Genomic DNA, 25,212 nt, shown 5'->3' with positions numbered 1-25,212 from the left:
ACGCCGTGAAGGCACTGATTCTTTATTCGAGCCGTGATGGGCAAACGCGTTCTATCGCTTCTTATATAGCAAGTAAATTGCAGGATACATTGCACTGTGACGTGATTGACTTGTTGCAGGCAGACAATGTCGATCTCAGCCAGTATCAACAGGTGTTGATTGGCGCTTCGGTGCGTTACGGCCATTTCCATCCGGTGCTGGAAAAGTTCGTTAAGCAGCATGCCGAACAATTGAACCTGATGCCGAGTGCGTTCTTTGCCGTCAACCTGACAGCCCGTAAGGCGGACAAGCGTTCGCCGCAGACCAATGCCTATACCCGTAAGTTCCTGCTTTCCTCTCCGTGGCAGCCAAAACAGTGCGTGGTGTTTGCCGGCGCGTTGCGCTACCCGCGTTATCGTTGGTTAGATCGCGTCATGATTCAATTTATTATGCGTATGACGGGCGGGGAAACCGATACCAGTAAAGAAGTGGAGTACACCGATTGGCAGCAGGTGGACCGTTTTGCCCAGGAGTTTGGCCAAATTCAGTATGAAAAGTGACGAAATCGCTGGCTTGTGCAGCGTTTTGCCGAAAAAAACCGCGCTTGAAAAGTTTTTTGCATTTAGGGGTTGCGGCCTTCTGAGAACTCCCTATAATGCGCCTCCACTGACCGGGAACAACGACTCCTCTAACGAGAACGCGTCGCCAGGTCGGTAAGAGAAAAGCGAAATAAACGCTTGACTCTTCGGGTGAAAAGCGTAGTATACGCCACCTCGAGATAGCAAGCTACGGCGGCTAACTCACTGCTCTTTAACAATTTATCAGACAATCTGTGTGGGCACTCCACAAGACGATATCCAGAACCTTCGGGTTCGAAAAAATATCAAGTCTTGAAGAGTGACTACTGAAGTAAAATTCATTTAGTAACCTTTGAGCATCGCTTCACGAGTTGAAGCAAATCGAACTTTTAAATTGAAGAGTTTGATCATGGCTCAGATTGAACGCTGGCGGCAGGCCTAACACATGCAAGTCGAGCGGTAGCACAAGAGAGCTTGCTCTCTGGGTGACGAGCGGCGGACGGGTGAGTAATGTCTGGGAAACTGCCTGATGGAGGGGGATAACTACTGGAAACGGTAGCTAATACCGCATAACGTCTACGGACCAAAGTGGGGGACCTTCGGGCCTCACGCCATCAGATGTGCCCAGATGGGATTAGCTAGTAGGTGGGGTAATGGCTCACCTAGGCGACGATCCCTAGCTGGTCTGAGAGGATGACCAGCCACACTGGAACTGAGACACGGTCCAGACTCCTACGGGAGGCAGCAGTGGGGAATATTGCACAATGGGCGCAAGCCTGATGCAGCCATGCCGCGTGTGTGAAGAAGGCCTTAGGGTTGTAAAGCACTTTCAGCGAGGAGGAAGGGTAGTGTGTTAATAGCACATTGCATTGACGTTACTCGCAGAAGAAGCACCGGCTAACTCCGTGCCAGCAGCCGCGGTAATACGGAGGGTGCAAGCGTTAATCGGAATTACTGGGCGTAAAGCGCACGCAGGCGGTTTGTTAAGTCAGATGTGAAATCCCCGCGCTTAACGTGGGAACTGCATTTGAAACTGGCAAGCTAGAGTCTTGTAGAGGGGGGTAGAATTCCAGGTGTAGCGGTGAAATGCGTAGAGATCTGGAGGAATACCGGTGGCGAAGGCGGCCCCCTGGACAAAGACTGACGCTCAGGTGCGAAAGCGTGGGGAGCAAACAGGATTAGATACCCTGGTAGTCCACGCTGTAAACGATGTCGATTTGGAGGTTGTGCCCTTGAGGCGTGGCTTCCGGAGCTAACGCGTTAAATCGACCGCCTGGGGAGTACGGCCGCAAGGTTAAAACTCAAATGAATTGACGGGGGCCCGCACAAGCGGTGGAGCATGTGGTTTAATTCGATGCAACGCGAAGAACCTTACCTACTCTTGACATCCAGAGAATTCGCTAGAGATAGCTTAGTGCCTTCGGGAACTCTGAGACAGGTGCTGCATGGCTGTCGTCAGCTCGTGTTGTGAAATGTTGGGTTAAGTCCCGCAACGAGCGCAACCCTTATCCTTTGTTGCCAGCGATTCGGTCGGGAACTCAAAGGAGACTGCCGGTGATAAACCGGAGGAAGGTGGGGATGACGTCAAGTCATCATGGCCCTTACGAGTAGGGCTACACACGTGCTACAATGGCGTATACAAAGAGAAGCGAACTCGCGAGAGCAAGCGGACCTCATAAAGTACGTCGTAGTCCGGATTGGAGTCTGCAACTCGACTCCATGAAGTCGGAATCGCTAGTAATCGTAGATCAGAATGCTACGGTGAATACGTTCCCGGGCCTTGTACACACCGCCCGTCACACCATGGGAGTGGGTTGCAAAAGAAGTAGGTAGCTTAACCTTCGGGAGGGCGCTTACCACTTTGTGATTCATGACTGGGGTGAAGTCGTAACAAGGTAACCGTAGGGGAACCTGCGGTTGGATCACCTCCTTACCTAATGATATTGATTCGCGTGGCGTGCTCACACAGATTGTCTGATGAAAAAGTAATGAGCAAAAGCGCTACCTGTTGATGTAATGAGTCTCTGACTCATGCTGATACGAACCGATTAAAACGTTCAGTTTAATCGGATTTTCGTGTCCCCATCGTCTAGAGGCCTAGGACACTGCCCTTTCACGGCTGTAACAGGGGTTCGAATCCCCTTGGGGACGCCAATCCGATAATGAGTGAAAGACATTATCACCGGTGAGTCATCACCGAAAACATCTTAAAGATGACTCTTGCGAGTCGTGTTTAAGATATTGCTCTTTAACAATCTGGAACAAGCTGAAAATTGAAACATGACAGCTGAAACTTATCCCTCCGTAGATGTATTGGGATAAGGATTAACCTGTCATAGAGTCTCTCAAATGTAGCAATGCGAACGATGGAAACATCTTCGGGTTGTGAGGTTAAGTGACTAAGCGTACACGGTGGATGCCTAGGCAGTCAGAGGCGATGAAGGGCGTGCTAATCTGCGAAAAGTGTCGGTAAGGTGATATGAACCGTTATAACCGGCAATACCCGAATGGGGAAACCCAGTGTGTTTCGACACACTATCGTATGGTGAATACATAGCCATACGAGGCGAACCGGGGGAACTGAAACATCTAAGTACCCCGAGGAAAAGAAATCAACCGAGATTCCCCCAGTAGCGGCGAGCGAACGGGGAACAGCCCAGAACCTGAATCAGTTTGTGTGTTAGTGGAAGCGTCTGGAAAGTCGCACAGTAAAGGGTGATAGTCCCGTACACTAAAATGCACATTCTGTGAGTTCGATGAGTAGGGCGGGACACGTGACATCCTGTCTGAATATGGGGGGACCATCCTCCAAGGCTAAATACTCCTGACTGACCGATAGTGAACCAGTACCGTGAGGGAAAGGCGAAAAGAACCCCGGCGAGGGGAGTGAAATAGAACCTGAAACCGTGTACGTACAAGCAGTGGGAGCACCTTCGTGGTGTGACTGCGTACCTTTTGTATAATGGGTCAGCGACTTATATTTTGTAGCAAGGTTAACCGTATAGGGGAGCCGTAGGGAAACCGAGTCTTAACTGGGCGAATAGTTGCAAGGTATAGACCCGAAACCCGGTGATCTAGCCATGGGCAGGTTGAAGGTTGGGTAACACTAACTGGAGGACCGAACCGACTAATGTTGAAAAATTAGCGGATGACTTGTGGCTGGGGGTGAAAGGCCAATCAAACCGGGAGATAGCTGGTTCTCCCCGAAAGCTATTTAGGTAGCGCCTCGTGAACTCATCTTCGGGGGTAGAGCACTGTTTCGGCTAGGGGGCCATCCCGGCTTACCAAACCGATGCAAACTCCGAATACCGAAGAATGTTATCACGGGAGACACACGGCGGGTGCTAACGTCCGTCGTGAAGAGGGAAACAACCCAGACCGCCAGCTAAGGTCCCAAAGTCATGGTTAAGTGGGAAACGATGTGGGAAGGCATAGACAGCCAGGATGTTGGCTTAGAAGCAGCCATCATTTAAAGAAAGCGTAATAGCTCACTGGTCGAGTCGGCCTGCGCGGAAGATGTAACGGGGCTAAACCATGCACCGAAGCTGCGGCAGCGACGCTTAGCGTTGTTGGGTAGGGGAGCGTTCTGTAAGCCGTTGAAGGTGGCCTGTGAGGGTTGCTGGAGGTATCAGAAGTGCGAATGCTGACATAAGTAACGATAAAGCGGGTGAAAAACCCGCTCGCCGGAAGACCAAGGGTTCCTGTCCAACGTTAATCGGGGCAGGGTGAGTCGACCCCTAAGGCGAGGCCGAAAGGCGTAGTCGATGGGAAACAGGTTAATATTCCTGTACTCGGTGTTACTGCGAAGGGGGGACGGAGAAGGCTAGGCTAGCCGGGCGACGGTTGTCCCGGTTTAAGCGTGTAGGGGGAGAGAATTGGTAAATCCGTTCTCTTATTCAACCCTGAGGCGTGATGACGATGCACTACGGTGCAGAAGTAGTTGATGCCAAGCTTCCAGGAAAAGCCTCTAAGCATCAGGTAACACAGAATCGTACCCCAAACCGACACAGGTGGTCAGGTAGAGAATACCCAGGCGCTTGAGAGAACTCGGGTGAAGGAACTAGGCAAAATGGTGCCGTAACTTCGGGAGAAGGCACGCTGGCGCGTAGGTGAAGAGACTTGCTCTCGGAGCTGAAGCCAGTCGCAGATACCAGCTGGCTGCAACTGTTTAATAAAAACACAGCACTGTGCAAACACGAAAGTGGACGTATACGGTGTGACGCCTGCCCGGTGCTGGAAGGTTAATTGATGGGGTCAGCCGCAAGGCGAAGCTCTTGATCGAAGCCCCAGTAAACGGCGGCCGTAACTATAACGGTCCTAAGGTAGCGAAATTCCTTGTCGGGTAAGTTCCGACCTGCACGAATGGCGTAATGATGGCCAGGCTGTCTCCACCCGAGACTCAGTGAAATTGAACTCGCTGTGAAGATGCAGTGTACCCGCGGCAAGACGGAAAGACCCCGTGAACCTTTACTATAGCTTGACACTGAACATTGAGCCTTGATGTGTAGGATAGGTGGGAGGCTTTGAAGCGTGGACGCCAGTCTGCGTGGAGCCAACCTTGAAATACCACCCTTTAATGTTTGATGTTCTAACTCGGCCCCGTAATCCGGGGTGAGGACAGTGTCTGGTGGGTAGTTTGACTGGGGCGGTCTCCTCCCAAAGAGTAACGGAGGAGCACGAAGGTTAGCTAATCACGGTCGGACATCGTGAGGTTAGTGCAAAGGCATAAGCTAGCTTGACTGCGAGAGTGACGGCTCGAGCAGGTACGAAAGTAGGTCTTAGTGATCCGGTGGTTCTGAATGGAAGGGCCATCGCTCAACGGATAAAAGGTACTCCGGGGATAACAGGCTGATACCGCCCAAGAGTTCATATCGACGGCGGTGTTTGGCACCTCGATGTCGGCTCATCACATCCTGGGGCTGAAGTAGGTCCCAAGGGTATGGCTGTTCGCCATTTAAAGTGGTACGCGAGCTGGGTTTAGAACGTCGTGAGACAGTTCGGTCCCTATCTGCCGTGGGCGTTGGAAGATTGAGAGGGGTTGCTCCTAGTACGAGAGGACCGGAGTGAACGCACCACTGGTGTTCGGGTTGTCATGCCAATGGCACTGCCCGGTAGCTAAGTGCGGAAAAGATAAGCGCTGAAAGCATCTAAGCGCGAAACTTGCCTCGAGATGAGTCTTCCCTGGGCCTTTAAGGCCCCTGAAGGAACGTTTAAGACTAAGACGTTGATAGGCTGGGTGTGTAAGTGCAGCGATGCATTGAGCTAACCAGTACTAATGATCCGTGAGGCTTAACCTTACAACACCGAAGGTGTTTTGATTTGAGAGATTTTCAGCGAAGTTCCGAGATTGGTTTCGATGGCGACACGAGAGTGAAGCGGTTGGAATGAAACAGAATTTGCCTGGCGGCAATAGCGCGGTGGTCCCACCTGACCCCATGCCGAACTCAGAAGTGAAACGCCGTAGCGCCGATGGTAGTGTGGGGTCTCCCCATGCGAGAGTAGGACACTGCCAGGCATCAAACAAAGTCGAAAGCCTCATGCGAAAGCATGGGGCTTTTTGCTTTTGAGTCCGGGAATACGGGCGCAGCTATGCTGCGCCTCAGTGGCTACATTGCGTTCTCATCGGCATGCGAAAAGCCGCCCGTTGGTAATGAACTTTCACACCACTCGCAGCGGCCCCGAAGGCGTGAGTCCCGGGATGAGACGAGTATTGCAGGACACTGCCAGGCATCAAATAAAGTTTTGCGGTCAGGCAACAACGGATGCAGGCATACGGTTGGTGCCCCAACGGCTACATTTCTGAATGAATAAAAAGCTATTGAGGTTATATTTATAAGCATAAGTATACTCAATGTATAAAATCGATGAGTAATATTAGATATATATAAATAGCGCTAATATAGCAGGGTAGTGCTATGTGACTATAAGTCTCTACCTAAAATAATACCTGTATTAATCATGTCGCCAATTATCTCCATCGCATTGCCCATCTATTTGTATAAATATTTCCTTATAAAACAATTAGAAATATTTTTCGCGTGGATGATAACCAGGCTAAATTAAAATCAATAAAAACAAATATTAGCCTGGAGCGCCGAATCGAGTAGACTAGACGGAAGTTTATTTCCGTATAGGTATTTAACATTATGTCTACTGAACGTGCGTCTTTAAAAACACACAATACCTTTGCGCTCCCGGTCAACACAGCGCATCTGGTCATTGCAGATACAATCGAGTTAATGATCAAGGTTTGGCAGAAAACGCAAAAGCGTCAAGAGCCATTGTTGGTGCTCGGTGAAGGAAGTAATGTCCTGTTTCTTGAGGACTTTGCCGGTACGGTTATGATCAATCAATTCAAAGGCATCGATATCAGAGAAGATAAGGATGCCTGGTACCTTCATGTCGGTGCCGGCGAAAACTGGCATGGTTTGGTCTGCAGTACGCTGGACAAGGGTATTCCCGGGCTGGAAAATCTGGCTCTAATCCCGGGGCTGGTCGGTTCTGCACCTATTCAAAATATCGGTGCCTACGGCATCGAACTCAAAAGCGTATGTAACTACGTTGATTTACTGGACTTTAATACAGGCGCCATCGATCGCATTCCGACATCGGAGTGCGGGTTCGGTTATCGTGAAAGTATTTTCAAGCATCATTTTCAGATCGGCCACATCATTGTCGGCGTAGGCTTGCGACTGAGCAAACAGTGGAGCCCGATGCTGAATTATGGCGATCTGACGAAAATGGATCCGGAAACGGTGACGCCACGTCAGATATTTGATTCGGTATGCGCTATGCGCCGCAGCAAATTGCCTGATCCCGCTGTGACCGGTAATGCAGGTAGCTTCTTCAAGAACCCGCTTGTCAGCGAGGAGAAGGGCGCCGAGCTGGTTGCCCTATACCCCGATATGCCACATTATCCGCAACGGGATGGCCAGGTGAAGTTGGCCGCCGGCTGGTTGATCGACCAATGTGAGTTGAAGGGTTATCAAATTGGCGGTGCCGCGGTACATCGCCAACAGGCGCTCGTTCTGGTTAACCTGAATGATGCCAGCAGTCAGGACGTAGTTGCATTGGCTCGCCATGTGCGCAATACGGTAGCGAAGAAGTTTGATGTATGGTTGGAACCTGAAGTCCGTTTTATCGGCGCGACGGGCGAACGAAACGCCCTGGAAGTTCTCGCATGAAAGACTCCAAAGTACCATTAAAGATAATTGCGCTATTGGCTGACGGCAGCTTTCATTCCGGCGAGCATCTTGGCGAGTATTTGGGGATGAGTCGCGCAGCGATTAATAAACATATCCAGACAATTCGTGAGTGGGGGTTGGATGTATTTACCGTACCGGGAAAAGGGTACAGTCTGCCTGGCCCCATCCAGCTATTAGATGCTGACAGTATTCTTGGGCAACTGGAAGATAAGCGCGTAACCGTGTTACCGGTCGTAGACTCCACCAACCAATATTTGCTGGAGCGCATCACTGAATTACAATCGGGTGATGCTTGTATCGCCGAGTATCAGCAAGCCGGCCGTGGCCGACGCGGGCGGCAATGGATATCGCCGTTTGGCGCCAATCTGTATCTTTCGATGTTTTGGCGTTTGGACCAGGGACCTGCAGCCGCAATTGGCCTGAGCCTGGTGATTGGCATAGTGATGGCCGAGGTGTTACAACGCTTGGGTGCTGCGGATGTCAGGGTTAAATGGCCGAATGATTTATATCTTAACGATCGTAAGCTAGCGGGCATTTTGGTTGAATTGACAGGAAAGACTGGTGATGCCGCGCAGTTGGTGATTGGCGCCGGTATCAATTTGGCGATGCGTGAAAGCAATGCGAATGCTATCAACCAAGGGTGGGTAAATCTGCAGGAAGCGGGGATTAGCATAGATCGTAATGAGCTGGCAGCGACCTTGCTGAATGAGTTACGCCAATCTTTGCGGCAGTTTGAAATTGATGGGTTGGCACCCTTTATTTCGCGTTGGCGTACTTTGGATAATTTTATTGATAGGCCTGTTAAACTGCTAATAGGTGAACAACAAATTTTTGGTATTGCGCGTGGTATTGATCAGCAAGGGGCATTATTGCTCGAGCAGAATGGTGTGGTTAAGCCATTTATCGGTGGGGAAATATCGCTACGTAGCGCTGAATAACGATTATTGATAGGGGGCCAACGTTGCCCCCATTTTTTATAGCATTATTTTCTCAAACGGACGTGTTCGACGGCATGATTAGCGCTTTTCGTCATTATCAGACTGGCTCGCTCACGGGTTGGAAGAATATTTTGCTGTAAATTCAATCCATTAATCTCATTCCATAGCTGAGTGGCAATGCTGATGGCCTCCGTTTCTGGCAGCTTTGCGTAGTTGTGGAAATAAGAATCAGGATTAGAAAACGCACCCTGACGGAATTTCAGGAACCTATTGATGTACCAGGTTTGCAATAACTGTTCAGGTGCGTCGACATATATTGAGAAATCAACAAAGTCGGAAACAAATACGTGATGGGGATCGTGAGGATAATCCATTCCGCTTTGTAATACGTTTAACCCTTCAAGAATTAGAATGTCCGGTTGCTCAATAACCTTATTACCATCCGGAACAACATCATAGATCAGATGTGAATACACGGGGGCGGTCACGCGTTTGGCGCCGGACTTCACCTCAGAAACGAATTTCACCAGACTGTGCATATCGTAAGACTGAGGGAATCCTTTTTTCTTCATCAGCCCACGTTCGTTCAGCACCTTATTAGGGTGCAGGAAACCGTCGGTGGTGATCAGTTCAACGCTGCGATGCTCCGGCCAATTGCTAAGTAATGCCTGCAGCAAACGTGCGGTGGTGCTTTTACCTACGGCAACGCTGCCTGCAATACCGATGACATAAGGAATTTTCTGGCCATCGGTGCCGAGGAATTGTTCAAGTACGGCCTGACGACGAAGGTTGGAACTGATATAGAAGTTCAGCAGACGCGATAGCGGCAGATAAATCTGTGCCACCTCTTCCAAAGAGAGATCTTCGTTAATCCCTTTTAGTTTAACGATCTCTTCTTCTGACAGCGTCAGTGGCACCGAATCTCGCAACGCAGCCCACTGGGTACGATCGAACTGAAGGTAAGGCGTCGTTAAAGATTGATCTCTTTTTATCATAAGCCAAATTCTGCCTGTTAACGCAGGTTGGGAAAGGCGCCGGACGCCAACTCCAGATAATAAACAAGCTGCATATTATAGACAGCTTGGTTTTTGGCGTAGACTTTTTTCGCAAAAGTTATCGATTGGCGGCAGTTTATGTCAATTGTGAGAAGCTGCGCGCAGTTGATTGCAGAGGCGTTGCAAAGCGGTATCTCTGGGGAATGATACCGCTTTCATGCTAGCTGGCGATGGCGGGGCAGGTTTGGTTAACCGTGAACAGGCGTTTGTAATAAATGACCGTCGGGTGATAGTAACCATCGGGTGCGGCGGCATAGTCGGGCAATTCTCCCAGACAGCGATAGCCCAGTGAGCGATACAGCGCTTCTGCGGCGGAAGCCGCCTGTGTGTCGAGATACAGCAGGCCACGCTGTTGCTGCAGCGCCGACCGTTCCAATGCCTTCATCAGAGCCTGTCCGACACCATTGCGGCGTGCGCGGCTGTGGACCAACAATTTTTGCACTTCAGCACGGTTACGGCCATTCGGTTTTTGACACAGCTCGAGCTGAACCGTGCCAATGACACCGCGCTCGTCTCGGGCGATCCACAGCAACAGCTCTCCTTTGGCCAAGGCAGGCCTCAGGCTGTGAAAGTAGCTCTCTGCGTCTTCATGCGGGATCAGCGTGTCGTAGCCCACAGAGGCCCCATGCGTCACTGCATCGGTCAACAGACGAGCCAGTTCATCACGGTAAATGGGGAGTGTAGCGGCATTAATCAGGACAATTTTCATCGGTCATTCCTCCTGGGTGAGGGGGTAATGAAGATAAGCAATAATTGCGCCAGGACGGCGGAGGGCGTTCCGGCGGCGAAAGAGGTGAGGAATAACTGTAGTTGATGCCGTTACGTGGGGCACTCTTCCCTTTTCTGGTGCATCGATCCCGCTCACAGTTTCCTGATTCGGGTTTATGGATTTGAGATAACGGGCACGGGGAAAGTCAGGGGCAATCTTTGCAAAAAGTGGATTAAATCGTAGAGAATGATTCCTGCAATTGATGAATCTTTGCCCGCTGCGCGCTGTGAATTGCCAGACACCGTGCAGGATTGGGTGATTTATGAGCGAAAGTGCGCGAAACGCAATTTTTTTGTTGCATAGGTCGCTCGGTCTACCTAGAATGCGCTGCACTTGATGCCGGCTTAGCTCAGTTGGTAGAGCAACTGACTTGTAATCAGTAGGTCACCAGTTCGATTCCGGTAGCCGGCACCAATCAAGTCGCAGTAGTAAAAATTTGGTGGGGTTCCCGAGCGGCCAAAGGGAGCAGACTGTAAATCTGCCGTCACAGACTTCGAAGGTTCGAATCCTTCCCCCACCACCAAATCTTGCCTTCGGCAGTTGACTGACCAGCGAATAACTCGCAGCGGTTAATTTGCGGAAGGAGAAGGCGAAAGCCTTCAGCAAGGTTCGAGTCGTGCAGCGCAAAGCGCAGCAGGCCCGAAGGGTGAGAGTTAAGCGACGAACAATCCTTCTCCCACCTAAAAATTCTACAGAAAAGTCAGGTAGCCGAGTTCCAGGATGCGGGCATCGTATAATGGCTATTACCTCAGCCTTCCAAGCTGATGATGTGGGTTCGATTCCCACTGCCCGCTCCAAGATGTGCTGATATAGCTCAGTTGGTAGAGCGCACCCTTGGTAAGGGTGAGGTCGGCAGTTCGAATCTGCCTATCAGCACCACTTCTTATTATCTCGCCCCCTGATTTTCTTTCTGTTCTGGATTCAACAGGCAAATGCTTGGTTGATGTGGTGATACCACCGATTTATCCGTGTCTTAGAGGGACAATCGATGTCTAAAGAAAAGTTTGAACGTTCAAAACCGCACGTTAACGTCGGTACTATCGGCCACGTTGACCACGGTAAAACTACCCTGACTGCAGCAATCACTACCGTTCTGGCTAAAACCTACGGCGGTTCTGCACGTGCTTTCGACCAGATCGATAACGCGCCAGAAGAAAAAGCTCGTGGTATCACCATCAACACTTCTCACGTTGAGTATGACACCCCAAGCCGTCACTACGCGCACGTTGACTGCCCAGGGCACGCCGACTACGTTAAAAACATGATCACCGGTGCTGCTCAGATGGACGGCGCTATCCTGGTTGTTGCTGCGACTGACGGCCCAATGCCTCAGACCCGTGAGCACATCCTGCTGGGTCGTCAGGTTGGCGTTCCTTTCATCATCGTATTCATGAACAAATGCGACATGGTTGATGATGAAGAGCTGCTGGAACTGGTAGAAATGGAAGTTCGTGAACTTCTGTCTGCTTACGACTTCCCTGGTGATGACCTGCCGGTTGTTCGTGGTTCAGCGCTGAAAGCACTGGAAGGCGAGCCAGAGTGGGAAGCTAAAATCATCGAGCTGGCCGGTTTCCTGGATTCTTACATCCCAGAACCAGAGCGTGCTATCGACAAGCCGTTCCTGCTGCCAATCGAAGACGTATTCTCCATCTCCGGTCGTGGTACCGTTGTTACCGGTCGTGTTGAGCGCGGTATCGTTAAAGTTGGCGAAGAAGTTGAAATCGTGGGTATCAAAGACACCGTTAAGTCTACCTGTACCGGCGTTGAAATGTTCCGCAAACTGCTGGACGAAGGCCGTGCTGGTGAGAACGTGGGTGTTCTGCTGCGTGGTATCAAGCGTGAAGATATCGAACGTGGTCAGGTACTGGCTAAACCAGGTTCAATCAAGCCGCACACCAAGTTTGACTCAGAAGTGTACATCCTGAGCAAAGAAGAAGGTGGTCGTCATACTCCATTCTTCAAAGGCTACCGTCCACAGTTCTACTTCCGTACAACTGACGTGACCGGTACCATCGAACTGCCAGAAGGCGTTGAGATGGTAATGCCAGGCGACAACGTGAACATGGTTGTTACCCTGATCCACCCAATCGCGATGGACGACGGCCTGCGTTTCGCAATCCGTGAAGGCGGCCGTACTGTTGGCGCTGGTGTTGTTGCCAAAGTTATCGCTTAATCGCTGATAATATTTGACGCGACACGCGGTAAAAGGGCATCATTTGATGCCCTTTTTCTACGCTGTGAACTAGAACCTATCTCATCAGCGATTTTGCAGTCATAATCATTGGTGAGATGGGCTCTTAAAACCGTATTGACTGAGATACGTCATAGCGTAAAACACCGAGATGCTGTCGAAACAGTATCGGTTTGGTTTGCCTCGCGGTGCGAGGCAAAGTTGTCTGTTCTGAATTCATTGTGACAGGTTGGTTTATGAGTGCGAATACCGAGGCTCAAGGGAGCGGGCGCGGCCTGGAAGCGGCAAAGTGGGTGACCGTTGCCATTCTGTTGGTTGTGGCTATTGTCGGTAACTATTACTACCGTGATTTCAGCCTGCCATTACGTGCGCTGGCCGTCGTAGTGGTTATTGCCATTGCAGGTGCAGTGGCGCTGATGACCACCAAAGGCAAAGCTACCGTTGCGTTTGCGCGCGAAGCGCGTACTGAAGTGCGCAAAGTGATTTGGCCAACTCGTCAGGAAACGCTACATACCACGTTGATCGTTGCTGCGGTAACTGCCGTGATGTCACTGATTCTGTGGGGGCTGGATGGTATTCTGGTCCGTCTGGTATCGTTTATTACTGGCCTGAGGTTCTAAAATGTCTGAAGCCCCAAAAAAACGTTGGTACGTCGTTCAGGCGTTTTCCGGTTTTGAAGGTCGCGTAGCGCAATCGCTGCGTGAGCATATCAAACTGCACGATATGGAAGAACTGTTCGGCGAAGTCATGGTTCCTACGGAAGAAGTTGTTGAAATCCGTGGCGGCCAACGCCGTAAAAGCGAGCGCAAATTCTTCCCGGGTTATGTGTTGGTTCAGATGGTGATGAACGATGCCAGCTGGCACTTGGTGCGCAGCGTTCCACGCGTAATGGGTTTCATCGGCGGTACTTCTGACCGTCCGGCACCGATCAGCGATAAAGAAGTTGATGCGATCATGAACCGCCTGCAGCAGGTTGGTGATAAGCCGCGTCCTAAAACGCTGTTCGAACCGGGTGAACTGGTCCGCGTTAACGATGGTCCATTCGCTGACTTCAACGGTGTTGTTGAAGAAGTGGATTACGAGAAGAGTCGCCTGAAAGTTTCTGTCTCCATCTTTGGGCGTGCAACGCCGGTGGAACTGGACTTTGCTCAGGTTGAAAAAGGCTGATCAATTAATCAGCGATAAGTGGCTTTTGTCGCTTGTCAGAGGCGCGAAATTGAACTATAATTTCGCGCCTTTTGTTTTTATAGGCCTTGCTCGTTGAGCGAGGCGAAACACGGGGAGCCTCTTGTGAGGCGTTATTACCCAAATCGAGGAATTGTAAATGGCCAAGAAAGTACAAGCCTACGTTAAGCTGCAAGTTGCAGCCGGTATGGCGAACCCAAGTCCGCCAGTTGGTCCAGCTCTGGGTCAGCAAGGCGTTAACATCATGGAATTCTGTAAGGCGTTCAATGCTAAGACTGACAGCGTTGAGAAAGGCCTGCCGATTCCGGTTGTTATTACCGTTTATTCTGACCGTTCCTTCACTTTCGTTACCAAAACTCCGCCAGCAGCAGTTCTGCTGAAAAAAGCGGCTGGTATCAAGTCTGGTTCAGGCAAGCCGAACAAAGACAAAGTAGGTAAAGTGACTAGTGCTCAGGTACGTGAAATCGCAGAAACCAAAGCTGCGGACATGACTGGTTCCAACGTTGAAGCGATGACTCGCTCCATCGAAGGTACTGCTCGTTCCATGGGCCTGGTAGTGGAGGATTAAGAAATGGCTAAGCTGACCAAGCGCATGCGCGTGATCCGTGACAAAGTTGATGCTACTAAACAGTATGACATCACCGAAGCTGTTGCTCTGCTGAAAGAGCTGGCCACCGCTAAATTCGTAGAAAGCGTTGACGTTGCTGTTAACCTCGGCATCGACGCTCGTAAATCTGACCAAAACGTTCGTGGCGCTACCGTTCTGCCAAACGGCACCGGTCGTTCCGTTCGCGTTGCCGTATTTGCCCAGGGCCCTAACGCTGAAGCAGCTAAAGCTGCTGGCGCAGAGCTGGTAGGTATGGAAGATCTGGCAGACCTGATCAAAAAAGGCGAAATGAACTTCGACGTTGTTATTGCTTCTCCTGATGCAATGCGCGTTGTTGGTCAACTGGGCCAGATCCTGGGCCCACGTGGCCTGATGCCAAACCCGAAAGTGGGTACCGTTACTCCGAACGTTGCTGAAGCAGTGAAAAACGCTAAAGCAGGTCAGGTTCGTTACCGTAACGACAAAAACGGCATCATCCATACCACTATCGGTAAGGTTGATTTCGAGTCAGACAAGCTGAAAGAAAACCTGGAAGCTCTGCTGGTTGCGCTGAAAAAGGCAAAACCATCTCAGGCTAAAGGCGTGTACATCAAGAAAGTTAGCCTCTCCACCACCATGGGTGCTGGCGTTGCTATCGATCAAAGCGGCCTGACTGCTGTAGCGAACTAATCGCCCTGCGATTATCGCTTTGACTTGGGGCCAAGAGTTGTCTAGAATCTTATGCCCCAAGGTTTCGCTATGGTAATAGCCATCAGCGGAACAAAGATTTTTCGGTTGGAGCCTGGCCTATCCAGGCCTCCGTCCAAGACCGCAGGTGTATCGAAAGGTACTTAATCCTTCCTGCGTAGACGGTGACAGAGCCTAAAGAAAATTTTAAATTGTCTTTGCTGGATTCTGCTCACCGTGTTTGAACGCTCTCACCGCGTGATTTATCACAAGGTGTTGAGTGATGTGAGTGCCGGGGATTTCCCCCGGCTAAATCCAGGAGCAAAAAGCTAATGGCATTAAATCTTCAAGACAAACAAGCGATTGTTGCTGAAGTCAACGAAGTAGCCAAAGGCGCGCTGTCTGCGGTTGTTGCGGATTCCCGTGGCGTTACCGTTGATAAAATGACTGAACTGCGTAAAGCAGGTCGTGAAGCTGGCGTTTACATGCGTGTTGTTCGTAACACCCTGATGCGTCGCGTAGTTGAAGGCACTCCATTCGAATGCCTGAAAGACACGTTTGTCGGTCCTACCTTGATTGCATTTTCTCATGAACACCCGGGCGCTGCTGCTCGTCTGTTCAAAGATTTCGCGAAAGCGAATGCAAAGTTCGAGATTAAAGCTGCGGCCTTTGAAGGTGAGATGATCCCTGCGGCACAAATTGACCGCTTGGCAACTCTGCCTACTTACGATGAAGCAATCGCACGCCTGATGGCAACCATGAAAGAAGCCGCTGCCGGCAAACTGGTTCGCACTCTGGCTGCACTGCGCGATCAGAAAGAAGCGGCATAAGCCCTCTCTCTTATCCGTTGCTTACGTATTTAAACTATTTCTGAATTTTAGGAACTTTTGTTATGTCTATCACTAAAGACCAAATTATCGAAGGCGTTGCAGCTCTGTCTGTAATGGAAATCGTTGAACTGATCGCCGCTATGGAAGAGAAGTTCGGTGTTTCTGCTGCTGCTGTAGCTGCAGGTCCTGCTGCTGCTGCTGAAGTTGTTGAAGAAAAAACTGAATTCGACGTTGTTCTGTCTGCTATCGGCGGCAACAAGGTTGCAGTTATCAAAGCAGTACGTGGCGCAACCGGTCTGGGCCTGAAAGAAGCCAAAGACCTGGTAGAATCTGCTCCAGCAGTACTGAAAGAAGGCATCAGCAAAGACGACGCTGAAGCACTGAAAAAAGCTCTGGAAGAAGCTGGCGCTTCTGTTGAAGTTAAGTAATTTTAACTTCTCAGAGTGCAGTCTGACTTAACAGACTGATGGCTGGTGACTTTTTGGTCGCCAGCCTTTTTGCGCTGTAGGGCGTCAGTAGAGTTTCACACTGTTTGGCTACTGGCTAACCCCAATATTTCTTTCTATCGACGACTTAATATATTGCCCTCCCTGCCGCAGCCGAATCTGCCGCACAGCGCGATGAAATGATTTAAGCGTGATAGAAACGAGTATTGCGGAAAGTGTTCCCGCTTTCCGATCCACAAAATGGTGTTGCATGAACCGTCCTCTATCCGGACGGACAGATTGGGTCACTGATCAGCGAGCTGAGGAACCCTATGGTTTACTCCTATACCGAGAAAAAACGTATTCGTAAGGATTTTGGTAAGCGTCCACAAGTTCTGGACATACCATATCTCCTTTCTATCCAGCTTGACTCGTTCCAGAAGTTTATCGAGCAAGATCCAGAAGGGCAGTACGGCCTTGAAGCCGCATTCCGTTCTGTTTTCCCTATCCAGAGCTACAGTGGCAATTCGGAGCTGCAATACGTTAGCTACCGTCTTGGTGAGCCGGTGTTCGACGTCAAAGAGTGCCAGATCCGTGGTGTGACGTACTCTGCACCGCTGCGCGTAAAACTGCGCCTGGTAATCTATGAGCGTGAAGCTCCAGAAGGTACGGTCAAAGACATCAAGGAACAAGAAGTCTATATGGGCGAAATTCCGCTCATGACCGAAAACGGTACCTTTGTGATCAACGGTACTGAGAGGGTTATCGTATCTCAGCTTCACCGTAGTCCTGGCGTATTCTTTGACAGCGATAAGGGTAAAACCCACTCCTCGGGTAAAGTGCTTTATAACGCACGTATCATCCCTTACCGCGGTTCATGGTTGGATTTCGAGTTTGACCCGAAAGACAACCTGTTCGTGCGTATTGACCGTCGCCGCAAACTGCCTGCGACCATCATTCTGCGCGCGCTGCAATTCACCACTGAGCAGATCCTTGACCTGTTCTTTGCGAAAGTTGTATTCGAGATCCGTGATAACAAGCTGCAGATGGAGCTGGTTCCAGAACGTCTGCGTGGTGAAACCGCTTCATTTGATATTGAAGCCAACGGCAAGATCTACATTGAGAAAGGCCGTCGTATCACCGCTCGTCATATCCGTCAGCTCGAAAAAGACGAAATTCAGAGTATTGAAGTACCGGTTGAGTACATTGCGGGCAAAGTGGTCGCGAAGGACTATATCGATACCAATACCGGTGAGCTGATCTGCGCAGCCAACATGGAGCTGTCGCTGGATCTGCTGGCCAAACTGAGCCAGTCCGGCCACAAACGTATCGAAACGCTGTTCACCAACGATCTGGATCACGGCGCGTATATCTCTGAGACTCTGCGTGTCGACCCAACCAGCGATCGTTTGAGCGCACTGGTAGAAATCTACCGCATGATGCGCCCTGGTGAGCCACCAACGCGCGAAGCTGCCGAAAGCCTGTTCGAGAACCTGTTCTTCTCCGAAGACCGCTATGATCTGTCTGCGGTTGGCCGTATGAAGTTCAACCGTTCTCTGCTGCGTGACGAGATCGAAGGTTCGGGCATCCTGAGCAAAGACGACATCATTGAAGTGATGAAGAAGCTCATCGATATCCGTAACGGTAAAGGCGAAGTGGACGATATCGACCACTTGGGCAACCGTCGTATTCGTTCCGTCGGCGAAATGGCCGAGAACCAGTTCCGTGTAGGTCTGGTGCGTGTTGAGCGTGCGGTTAAAGAACGTCTGTCCCTGGGCGATCTGGACACCCTGATGCCTCAGGACATGATCAACGCCAAGCCGATTTCGGCGGCGGTGAAAGAGTTCTTCGGCTCCAGCCAGCTGTCTCAGTTTATGGACCAGAACAACCCGTTGTCCGAGATTACGCACAAACGTCGTATCTCTGCATTGGGCCCAGGCGGTCTGACCCGTGAACGTGCCGGCTTTGAAGTTCGAGACGTACACCCGACTCACTACGGTCGCGTGTGCCCAATCGAAACGCCGGAAGGTCCAAACATCGGTCTGATCAACTCCTTGTCCGTGTACGCACAGACCAACGAGTATGGCTTCCTGGAAACTCCGTACCGCCGCGTGCGTGACGGTCTGGTTACCGATGAAATCAACTACTTGTCTGCTATTGAAGAAGGCAACTTCGTTATCGCTCAGGCGAACTCCAACCTGGATGATGACGGCCGCTTCGTAGAAGACCTGGTCACCTGTCGTAGCAAAGGCGAGTCAAGCCTGTTTAGCCGCGATCAGGTTGACTATATGGACGTATCAACCCAGCAGGTTGTTTCCGTTGGTGCTTCACTGATTCCATTCCTGGAACACGATGACGCCAACCGTGCATTGATGGGTGCGAACATGCAACGTCAGGCGGTTCCTACACTGCGTGCTGACAAGCCGCTGGTAGGTACCGGTATGGAACGTGCTGTAGCGGTTGACTCCGGTGTTACTGCCGTAGCCAAACGTGGCGGTGTGATCCAGTACGTGGATGCTTCCCGTATCGTTATCAAAGTTAACGAAGACGAGATGCACGCGGGCGAAGCAGGTATCGATATTTATAACCTGACCAAGTACACCCGTTCTAACCAGAACACCTGCATCAACCAGATGCCGTGCGTGAACCTGGGTGAGCCAATCGAGCGCGGCGACGTGCTGGCAGATGGCCCGTCCACCGATCTGGGTGAACTGGCGCTGGGCCAGAACATGCGCGTGGCGTTCATGCCATGGAACGGTTACAACTTCGAAGACTCCATCTTGGTGTCCGAGCGTGTGGTTCAGGAAGATCGCTTCACTACCATCCACATCCAGGAACTGGCGTGCGTGTCTCGCGACACCAAGCTGGGGCCTGAAGAGATCACTGCCGACATCCCTAACGTGGGTGAAGCTGCGCTCTCCAAACTGGATGAATCCGGTATCGTGTATATCGGTGCTGAAGTGACCGGTGGCGACATTCTGGTGGGTAAGGTAACGCCGAAAGGTGAAACCCAACTGACCCCAGAAGAGAAGCTGCTGCGCGCGATCTTCGGTGAGAAAGCGTCTGACGTTAAAGACTCTTCTCTGCGTGTACCAAACGGCGTTTCCGGTACGGTTATCGACGTGCAGGTCTTTACCCGCGATGGCGTGGAAAAAGACAAGCGTGCGTTGGAAATCGAAGAAATGCAGCTGAAGCAGGCGAAGAAAGACCTGACTGAAGAACTGCAGATCCTGGAAGCCGGTCTGTTTGCGCGTATCCATGCGGTGTTGGTTGCCGGTGGCGTTGAAGCCGAGAAGCTGAGCAAACTGCCACGCGATCGCTGGCTGGAACTGGGCCTGACCGACGAAGAGAAGCAAAACCAGCTGGAACAGCTGGCAGAGCAGTACGACGAGCTGAAATCCGACTTCGAGAAGAAGCTGGACGCCAAACGTCGTAAGATCACCCAAGGCGATGACCTGGCACCAGGCGTGCTGAAAATCGTTAAGGTTTATCTGGCTGTTAAGCGTCAGATCCAACCGGGTGACAAGATGGCAGGCCGCCACGGTAACAAGGGTGTTATCTCCAAGATCAACCCGATCGAAGATATGCCTTACGATGAAAACGGCACGCCGGTTGACATCGTACTGAACCCGCTGGGCGTACCATCACGTATGAACATCGGTCAGATCCTGGAAACCCACCTGGGTATGGCTGCGAAAGGTATTGGTGAGAAGATCAACCAAATGCTGAAGCAGCAACAGGAAGTGGCCAAGCTGCGTGAGTTCATTCAGAAGGCCTACGATCTGGGCGACGATGTCTGCCAGAAAGTTGACCTGAACACCTTCACCGACGACGAAGTACTGCGTCTGGCAGAGAACCTGAAAAAAGGTATGCCAATCGCCACGCCGGTGTTCGATGGTGCGAAAGAGACTGAAATCAAGCAACTGCTGGAAATGGGCGGAATCCCAACCTCCGGTCAGATTACGCTGTTCGATGGCCGTACCGGTGAGCAGTTCGAGCGCCAGGTTACCGTTGGCTATATGTACATGCTGAAACTGAACCACTTGGTTGACGATAAAATGCACGCCCGTTCAACCGGTTCTTACAGCTTGGTTACTCAGCAGCCGCTGGGTGGTAAGGCGCAGTTCGGTGGTCAACGCTTCGGTGAGATGGAAGTGTGGGCACTGGAAGCATACGGCGCAGCTTACACCTTGCAGGAAATGCTCACCGTTAAGTCGGATGACGTTAACGGCCGTACCAAGATGTACAAAAACATCGTGGATGGCGATCACCGCATGGAACCAGGCATGCCGGAGTCCTTCAACGTACTGTTGAAAGAAATCCGCTCGCTCGGTATCAACATCGAACTGGAAGACGAGTAATCGTTTTTCCGGCTCAGGCTCCCGGCCTTAGGGAGCCTGAGGGTGGTTGTTCAGGTCACACGGGTACCTACTGCGGTTGTGGGTACCCAACAGGTTTAACTCCGACAGGAGCCAATCCGTGAAAGACTTATTGAAGTTTCTGAAAGCGCAAACTAAGACCGAAGAGTTTGATGCGATCAAGATTGCTCTGGCATCGCCAGATATGATCCGTTCGTGGTCGTTCGGTGAAGTTAAGAAGCCGGAAACCATTAACTACCGTACGTTCAAACCAGAACGTGACGGCCTTTTCTGCGCCCGTATCTTTGGGCCGGTAAAAGACTATGAGTGCCTGTGCGGTAAGTACAAGCGCTTAAAACACCGCGGCGTGATCTGTGAGAAGTGCGGCGTTGAAGTGACCCAGACCAAAGTGCGCCGTGAGCGTATGGGCCACATCGAGCTGGCATCACCGACTGCACATATCTGGTTCCTGAAATCGCTGCCTTCGCGCATCGGTTTGCTGCTGGATATGCCGCTGCGTGACATCGAACGCGTACTGTACTTCGAATCCTATGTGGTTGTTGAAGGCGGTATGACCAACCTCGAGCGTCGTCAGATCCTGACTGAAGAGCAGTATCTGGATGCGCTGGAAGAGTTCGGTGACGAATTCGACGCCAAGATGGGTGCGGAAGCCATTCAGGCCCTGTTGAAAAACATGGATCTGGAAGCGGAATGCGAACAGCTGCGTGAAGAGCTGAACGAAACCAACTCCGAAACCAAGCGCAAGAAGCTGACCAAGCGTATCAAGCTGCTGGAAGCGTTCGTGCAGTCTGGCAACAAGCCAGAGTGGATGATCCTGACCGTGCTGCCGGTACTGCCGCCGGATCTGCGTCCGCTGGTTCCGCTGGATGGTGGTCGTTTCGCGACTTCAGATCTGAACGATCTGTATCGCCGCGTTATCAACCGTAACAACCGTCTGAAACGCCTGCTGGATCTGGCCGCGCCTGACATCATCGTGCGCAACGAAAAGCGTATGCTGCAAGAAGCGGTAGATGCCCTGTTGGATAACGGCCGTCGCGGTCGTGCGATCACCGGTTCCAACAAACGTCCTCTGAAATCTTTGGCCGATATGATCAAAGGTAAGCAGGGTCGTTTCCGTCAGAACCTGTTGGGTAAACGTGTTGACTACTCCGGTCGTTCTGTAATCACCGTAGGTCCATACCTGCGTCTGCATCAGTGCGGTCTGCCTAAGAAAATGGCGCTGGAGCTGTTCAAACCGTTCATCTACGGCAAGCTGGAACTGCGTGGCCTGGCCACCACCATCAAAGCCGCCAAGAAAATGGTTGAGCGCGAAGAAGCTGTCGTTTGGGACATCCTCGACGAAGTTATCCGCGAACACCCGGTACTGCTGAACCGTGCACCAACCCTGCACCGTTTGGGTATCCAGGCATTTGAACCGGTTCTGATCGAAGGCAAGGCAATCCAACTGCACCCGCTGGTTTGTGCGGCATACAACGCCGACTTCGACGGTGACCAAATGGCTGTACACGTACCGCTGACGCTGGAAGCCCAGCTGGAAGCGCGTGCGTTGATGATGTCTACCAACAACATCCTGTCACCTGCGAACGGCGAGCCAATCATCGTTCCTTCTCAGGACGTTGTACTGGGTCTGTACTACATGACCCGTGACTGTGTTAACGCCAAAGGCGAAGGCATGGTGCTGAGCGGCCCGAAAGAAGCTGAGCGTATTTACCGCGCCGGTCTGGCCTCTCTGCATGCGCGTGTCAAAGTGCGTATCACTGAAGAGATCAAAAACACCGAAGGTGAGTCTGTACACCAGACTTCGATCATCGACACTACCGTTGGCCGCGCCATCCTGTGGATGATCGTGCCAAAAGGTCTGCCGTACTCGATCGTTAACCAGCCTTTGGGCAAGAAAGCGATCTCCAAGATGCTGAACACCTGTTATCGCATCCTGGGCCTGAAGCCGACCGTTATCTTTGCTGACCAGATCATGTACACCGGTTTTGCCTATGCAGCCCGTTCAGGTGCTTCAGTAGGTATCGATGACATGGTTATCCCAGCCAAGAAAGCGGAGATCATCGAAGAAGCGGAAACCGAAGTTGCCGAGATCCAGGAGCAGTTCCAATCTGGTCTGGTAACCGCCGGCGAACGTTACAACAAAGTGATCGATATCTGGGCTGCGGCAAACGAACGCGTTGCTAAAGCGATGATGGAAAACCTGTCGGTTGAAGACGTGGTTAACCGTGACGGCGTTGTGGAACAACAAGTTTCCTTCAACAGCATCTTTATGATGGCCGACTCCGGTGCGCGTGGTTCCGCCGCTCAGATTCGTCAGCTGGCCGGTATGCGTGGCCTGATGGCGAAGCCGGACGGCTCCATCATCGAAACGCCAATCACCGCGAACTTCCGTGAAGGTCTGAACGTACTCCAGTACTTCATCTCCACTCACGGTGCTCGTAAAGGTTTGGCGGATACCGCACTGAAAACGGCTAACTCCGGTTATCTGACCCGTCGTCTGGTTGACGTGGCGCAGGATCTGGTGGTTACCGAAGACGACTGTGGCACTCACAACGGCATCACGATGACCCCGGTTATCGAAGGTGGCGACGTTAAAGAGCCACTGCGTGAACGCGTTCTGGGTCGTGTGACTGCAGAAGATGTCATCAAGCCGGGTACGGCGGACATTCTGGTTCCACGCAACACGCTGTTGCATGAGAAGACCTGTGACCTGTTGGAAGAGAACTCTGTCGACAGCGTTAAAGTCCGCTCTGTAGTTAGCTGTGAAACCGACTTTGGTGTGTGTGCAAACTGCTATGGTCGCGACCTGGCACGTGGTCACATCATCAACAAAGGCGAAGCTATCGGCGTTATCGCGGCACAGTCAATCGGTGAGCCGGGTACACAGCTGACGATGCGTACGTTCCACATCGGTGGTGCGGCATCTCGTGCGGCTGCTGAATCCAGCATCCAGGTGAAAAACAAGGGTACGCTGAAGCTGAGCAATGTGAAGTTCGTTATGAACGCCGCAGGCAAGCTGGTGATTACCTCTCGTAACACCGAGCTGAAGCTGATCGACGAATTCGGTCGTACCAAAGAAAGCTACAAAGTGCCTTACGGCGCCGTGATGGGCAAAGGTGACGGTGCAGAAGTTAACGGCGGCGAAACCGTTGCTAACTGGGATCCGCACACCATGCCAGTTATCACCGAAGTGAGTGGTTTCATCCGCTTCGCTGATATGGTTGACGGCCAGACCATTACCCGCCAGACCGACGAACTGACCGGTTTGTCTTCTCTGGTCGTACTGGACAGCGCAGAGCGTACCGGTAGCGGTAAAGACCTGCGTCCGGCACTGAAAATCGTTGATGCCAAAGGCGACGACGTATTGATCCCAGGTACTGATATGCCTGCTCAATACTTCCTGCCAGGTAAAGCGATTGTGCAGTTGGAAGACGGCATTCAGATCGGTGCGGGTGATACCCTGGCGCGTATTCCTCAGGAATCCGGCGGTACCAAGGATATTACCGGTGGTCTGCCACGCGTTGCGGATCTGTTCGAAGCACGTCGTCCGAAAGAACCGGCTATCCTGGCTGAAATCAGCGGGATTATCTCGTTCGGTAAAGAGACCAAAGGCAAACGTCGCCTGGTAATCTCTCCGCTGGACGGCAGCGACGCTTACGAAGAGATGATTCCGAAATGGCGTCAGCTCAACGTGTTTGAAGGCGAAATTGTGGAACGTGGCGACGTTGTTTCTGACGGCCCAGAGTCTCCGCACGACATTCTGCGTCTGCGTGGTGTGCATGCGGTTACCCGCTACATCACCAACGAAGTGCAGGAAGTTTACCGTCTGCAAGGCGTTAAGATTAACGATAAACACATCGAAGTTATCGTTCGTCAGATGCTGCGTAAAGGCACCATCGTTAGCGCTGGCAGCACCGAGTTCCTGGAAGGCGAGCAGGCTGAAGTGTCTCGCGTTAAGATTGCCAACCGTCAGCTTGCTGCTGAAGGTAAAATCGAGGCAACCTTCTCACGCGACCTGCTGGGTATCACCAAGGCTTCCTTGGCGACCGAGTCCTTCATCTCCGCAGCATCGTTCCAGGAAACGACGCGCGTTCTGACCGAAGCGGCTGTTGCCGGTAAGCGTGATGAACTGCGCGGCCTGAAAGAGAACGTCATCGTGGGCCGTCTGATCCCAGCCGGTACCGGTTACGCTTATCATCAGGATCGTATGCGCCGTAAAGCGCAGGGCGAAGTGCCGGTTGTTCCGCAGGTAAGCGCGGAAGAAGCGACAGCTAACCTGGCTGAATTGCTGAACGCAGGGAACCTGGGCGGTAACGACGAGTAATCGTTGATATCCCCTGAGGGCCGGTATACCGGCCCCTTTCCAGATAAACCGCTCCTTTGGGGCGGTTTTTTTTTGCCCGCT

Annotated in this window: 14 protein-coding genes, 5 tRNA genes, 3 rRNA genes and 1 other RNA gene; 21 read left to right on the top strand and 2 right to left on the bottom strand. The window is 51.6% G+C overall.

The window, feature by feature from the left end:
- Positions 1-5 precede the first annotated feature (5 nt).
- The 7 genes from hemG (at position 6) to birA (ending at position 8,700) form a co-directional block, all read left to right on the top strand.
- Positions 6-539, top strand: coding sequence for a menaquinone-dependent protoporphyrinogen IX dehydrogenase (hemG, locus tag JK621_RS15205; RefSeq protein WP_212556696.1), 534 nt, complete (start codon positions 6-8; stop codon positions 537-539).
- Positions 540-948: 409 nt separating this feature from the next.
- Positions 949-2,490: ribosomal RNA gene (locus tag JK621_RS15200) — 16S ribosomal RNA — on the top strand.
- 145 nt (positions 2,491-2,635) lie between these two features.
- Positions 2,636-2,711 (top strand) — tRNA-Glu (locus tag JK621_RS15195).
- Between the two features lie 235 nt (positions 2,712-2,946).
- Positions 2,947-5,854, top strand: a 23S ribosomal RNA gene (locus tag JK621_RS15190).
- Between the two features lie 102 nt (positions 5,855-5,956).
- Positions 5,957-6,072 (top strand): 5S ribosomal RNA (rrf, locus tag JK621_RS15185).
- Together the 16S, 23S and 5S rRNA genes with 1 tRNA gene alongside form the textbook arrangement of a ribosomal RNA operon.
- A 631-nt stretch (positions 6,073-6,703) precedes the next feature.
- Positions 6,704-7,741, top strand: a complete 1,038-nt coding sequence (gene murB / locus JK621_RS15180; RefSeq protein WP_212556695.1) for a UDP-N-acetylmuramate dehydrogenase — start codon at positions 6,704-6,706, stop codon at positions 7,739-7,741.
- Complete coding sequence (birA, locus tag JK621_RS15175; RefSeq protein WP_212556694.1) at positions 7,738-8,700, top strand: bifunctional biotin--[acetyl-CoA-carboxylase] ligase/biotin operon repressor BirA; 963 nt, start codon at positions 7,738-7,740, stop codon at positions 8,698-8,700. The genes murB and birA overlap by 4 nt, the downstream gene beginning before the upstream one ends.
- A 44-nt stretch (positions 8,701-8,744) precedes the next feature.
- Here birA and coaA read toward each other — a convergent pair whose 3' ends face one another.
- A complete protein-coding gene (coaA, locus tag JK621_RS15170) occupies positions 8,745-9,695 on the bottom strand; it encodes a type I pantothenate kinase (protein WP_212556693.1) in 951 nt (316 codons plus the stop codon).
- Positions 9,696-9,915: 220 nt separating this feature from the next.
- Complete coding sequence (locus JK621_RS15165) at positions 9,916-10,464, bottom strand: GNAT family N-acetyltransferase (protein ID WP_212556692.1); 549 nt, start codon at positions 10,462-10,464, stop codon at positions 9,916-9,918.
- Between the two features lie 398 nt (positions 10,465-10,862).
- Between JK621_RS15165 and JK621_RS15160 the strand changes: the two genes are divergently transcribed.
- The 14 genes from JK621_RS15160 (at position 10,863) to rpoC (ending at position 25,131) form a co-directional block, all read left to right on the top strand.
- Positions 10,863-10,938, top strand: a tRNA-Thr gene (locus JK621_RS15160).
- A 24-nt stretch (positions 10,939-10,962) separates the two neighbouring features.
- Positions 10,963-11,047, top strand: a tRNA-Tyr gene (locus tag JK621_RS15155).
- Positions 11,048-11,093: 46 nt separating this feature from the next.
- Positions 11,094-11,209, top strand: a non-coding RNA gene (locus JK621_RS15150) — RtT sRNA.
- Between the two features lie 37 nt (positions 11,210-11,246).
- Positions 11,247-11,321, top strand: a tRNA-Gly gene (locus JK621_RS15145).
- Positions 11,322-11,327: 6 nt separating this feature from the next.
- A tRNA-Thr gene (locus JK621_RS15140) sits at positions 11,328-11,403 on the top strand.
- Positions 11,404-11,512: 109 nt separating this feature from the next.
- Positions 11,513-12,697: an elongation factor Tu gene (gene tuf, locus JK621_RS15135; protein ID WP_013811124.1), complete on the top strand. Its 1,185-nt coding sequence runs from the start codon at positions 11,513-11,515 to the stop codon at positions 12,695-12,697.
- Positions 12,698-12,951: 254 nt separating this feature from the next.
- On the top strand, positions 12,952-13,335 hold the full coding sequence (secE, locus tag JK621_RS15130; protein ID WP_126527376.1) for a preprotein translocase subunit SecE: 384 nt from the start codon (positions 12,952-12,954) through the stop codon (positions 13,333-13,335).
- 1 nt (position 13,336) lies between these two features.
- A complete protein-coding gene (gene nusG / locus JK621_RS15125) occupies positions 13,337-13,882 on the top strand; it encodes a transcription termination/antitermination protein NusG (protein WP_004953928.1) in 546 nt (181 codons plus the stop codon).
- Between the two features lie 157 nt (positions 13,883-14,039).
- A complete protein-coding gene (gene rplK / locus JK621_RS15120) occupies positions 14,040-14,468 on the top strand; it encodes a 50S ribosomal protein L11 (RefSeq protein WP_006323135.1) in 429 nt (142 codons plus the stop codon).
- A 3-nt stretch (positions 14,469-14,471) separates the two neighbouring features.
- Positions 14,472-15,176, top strand: coding sequence for a 50S ribosomal protein L1 (gene rplA / locus JK621_RS15115; protein ID WP_004953932.1), 705 nt, complete (start codon positions 14,472-14,474; stop codon positions 15,174-15,176).
- Positions 15,177-15,505: 329 nt separating this feature from the next.
- Complete coding sequence (gene rplJ / locus JK621_RS15110) at positions 15,506-16,003, top strand: 50S ribosomal protein L10 (RefSeq protein WP_004953935.1); 498 nt, start codon at positions 15,506-15,508, stop codon at positions 16,001-16,003.
- 62 nt (positions 16,004-16,065) lie between these two features.
- Positions 16,066-16,431 (top strand): 50S ribosomal protein L7/L12, encoded by a 366-nt coding sequence (rplL, locus tag JK621_RS15105; RefSeq protein ID WP_006323137.1) that lies wholly within the window; start codon positions 16,066-16,068, stop codon positions 16,429-16,431.
- A 329-nt stretch (positions 16,432-16,760) separates the two neighbouring features.
- A complete protein-coding gene (gene rpoB / locus JK621_RS15100) occupies positions 16,761-20,789 on the top strand; it encodes a DNA-directed RNA polymerase subunit beta (protein WP_212556691.1) in 4,029 nt (1,342 codons plus the stop codon).
- 118 nt (positions 20,790-20,907) lie between these two features.
- Positions 20,908-25,131, top strand: coding sequence for a DNA-directed RNA polymerase subunit beta' (gene rpoC, locus JK621_RS15095; RefSeq protein ID WP_065505745.1), 4,224 nt, complete (start codon positions 20,908-20,910; stop codon positions 25,129-25,131).
- The last annotated feature ends 81 nt before the right edge of the window (positions 25,132-25,212 follow it).

This window comes from Serratia plymuthica (genome assembly GCF_018336935.1).
Classification (GTDB): domain Bacteria; phylum Pseudomonadota; class Gammaproteobacteria; order Enterobacterales; family Enterobacteriaceae; genus Serratia; species Serratia plymuthica_B.
The sequence above is the reverse complement of the archived record's forward strand: the minus strand, read 5'-3'. Positions and strand labels throughout refer to the sequence as shown.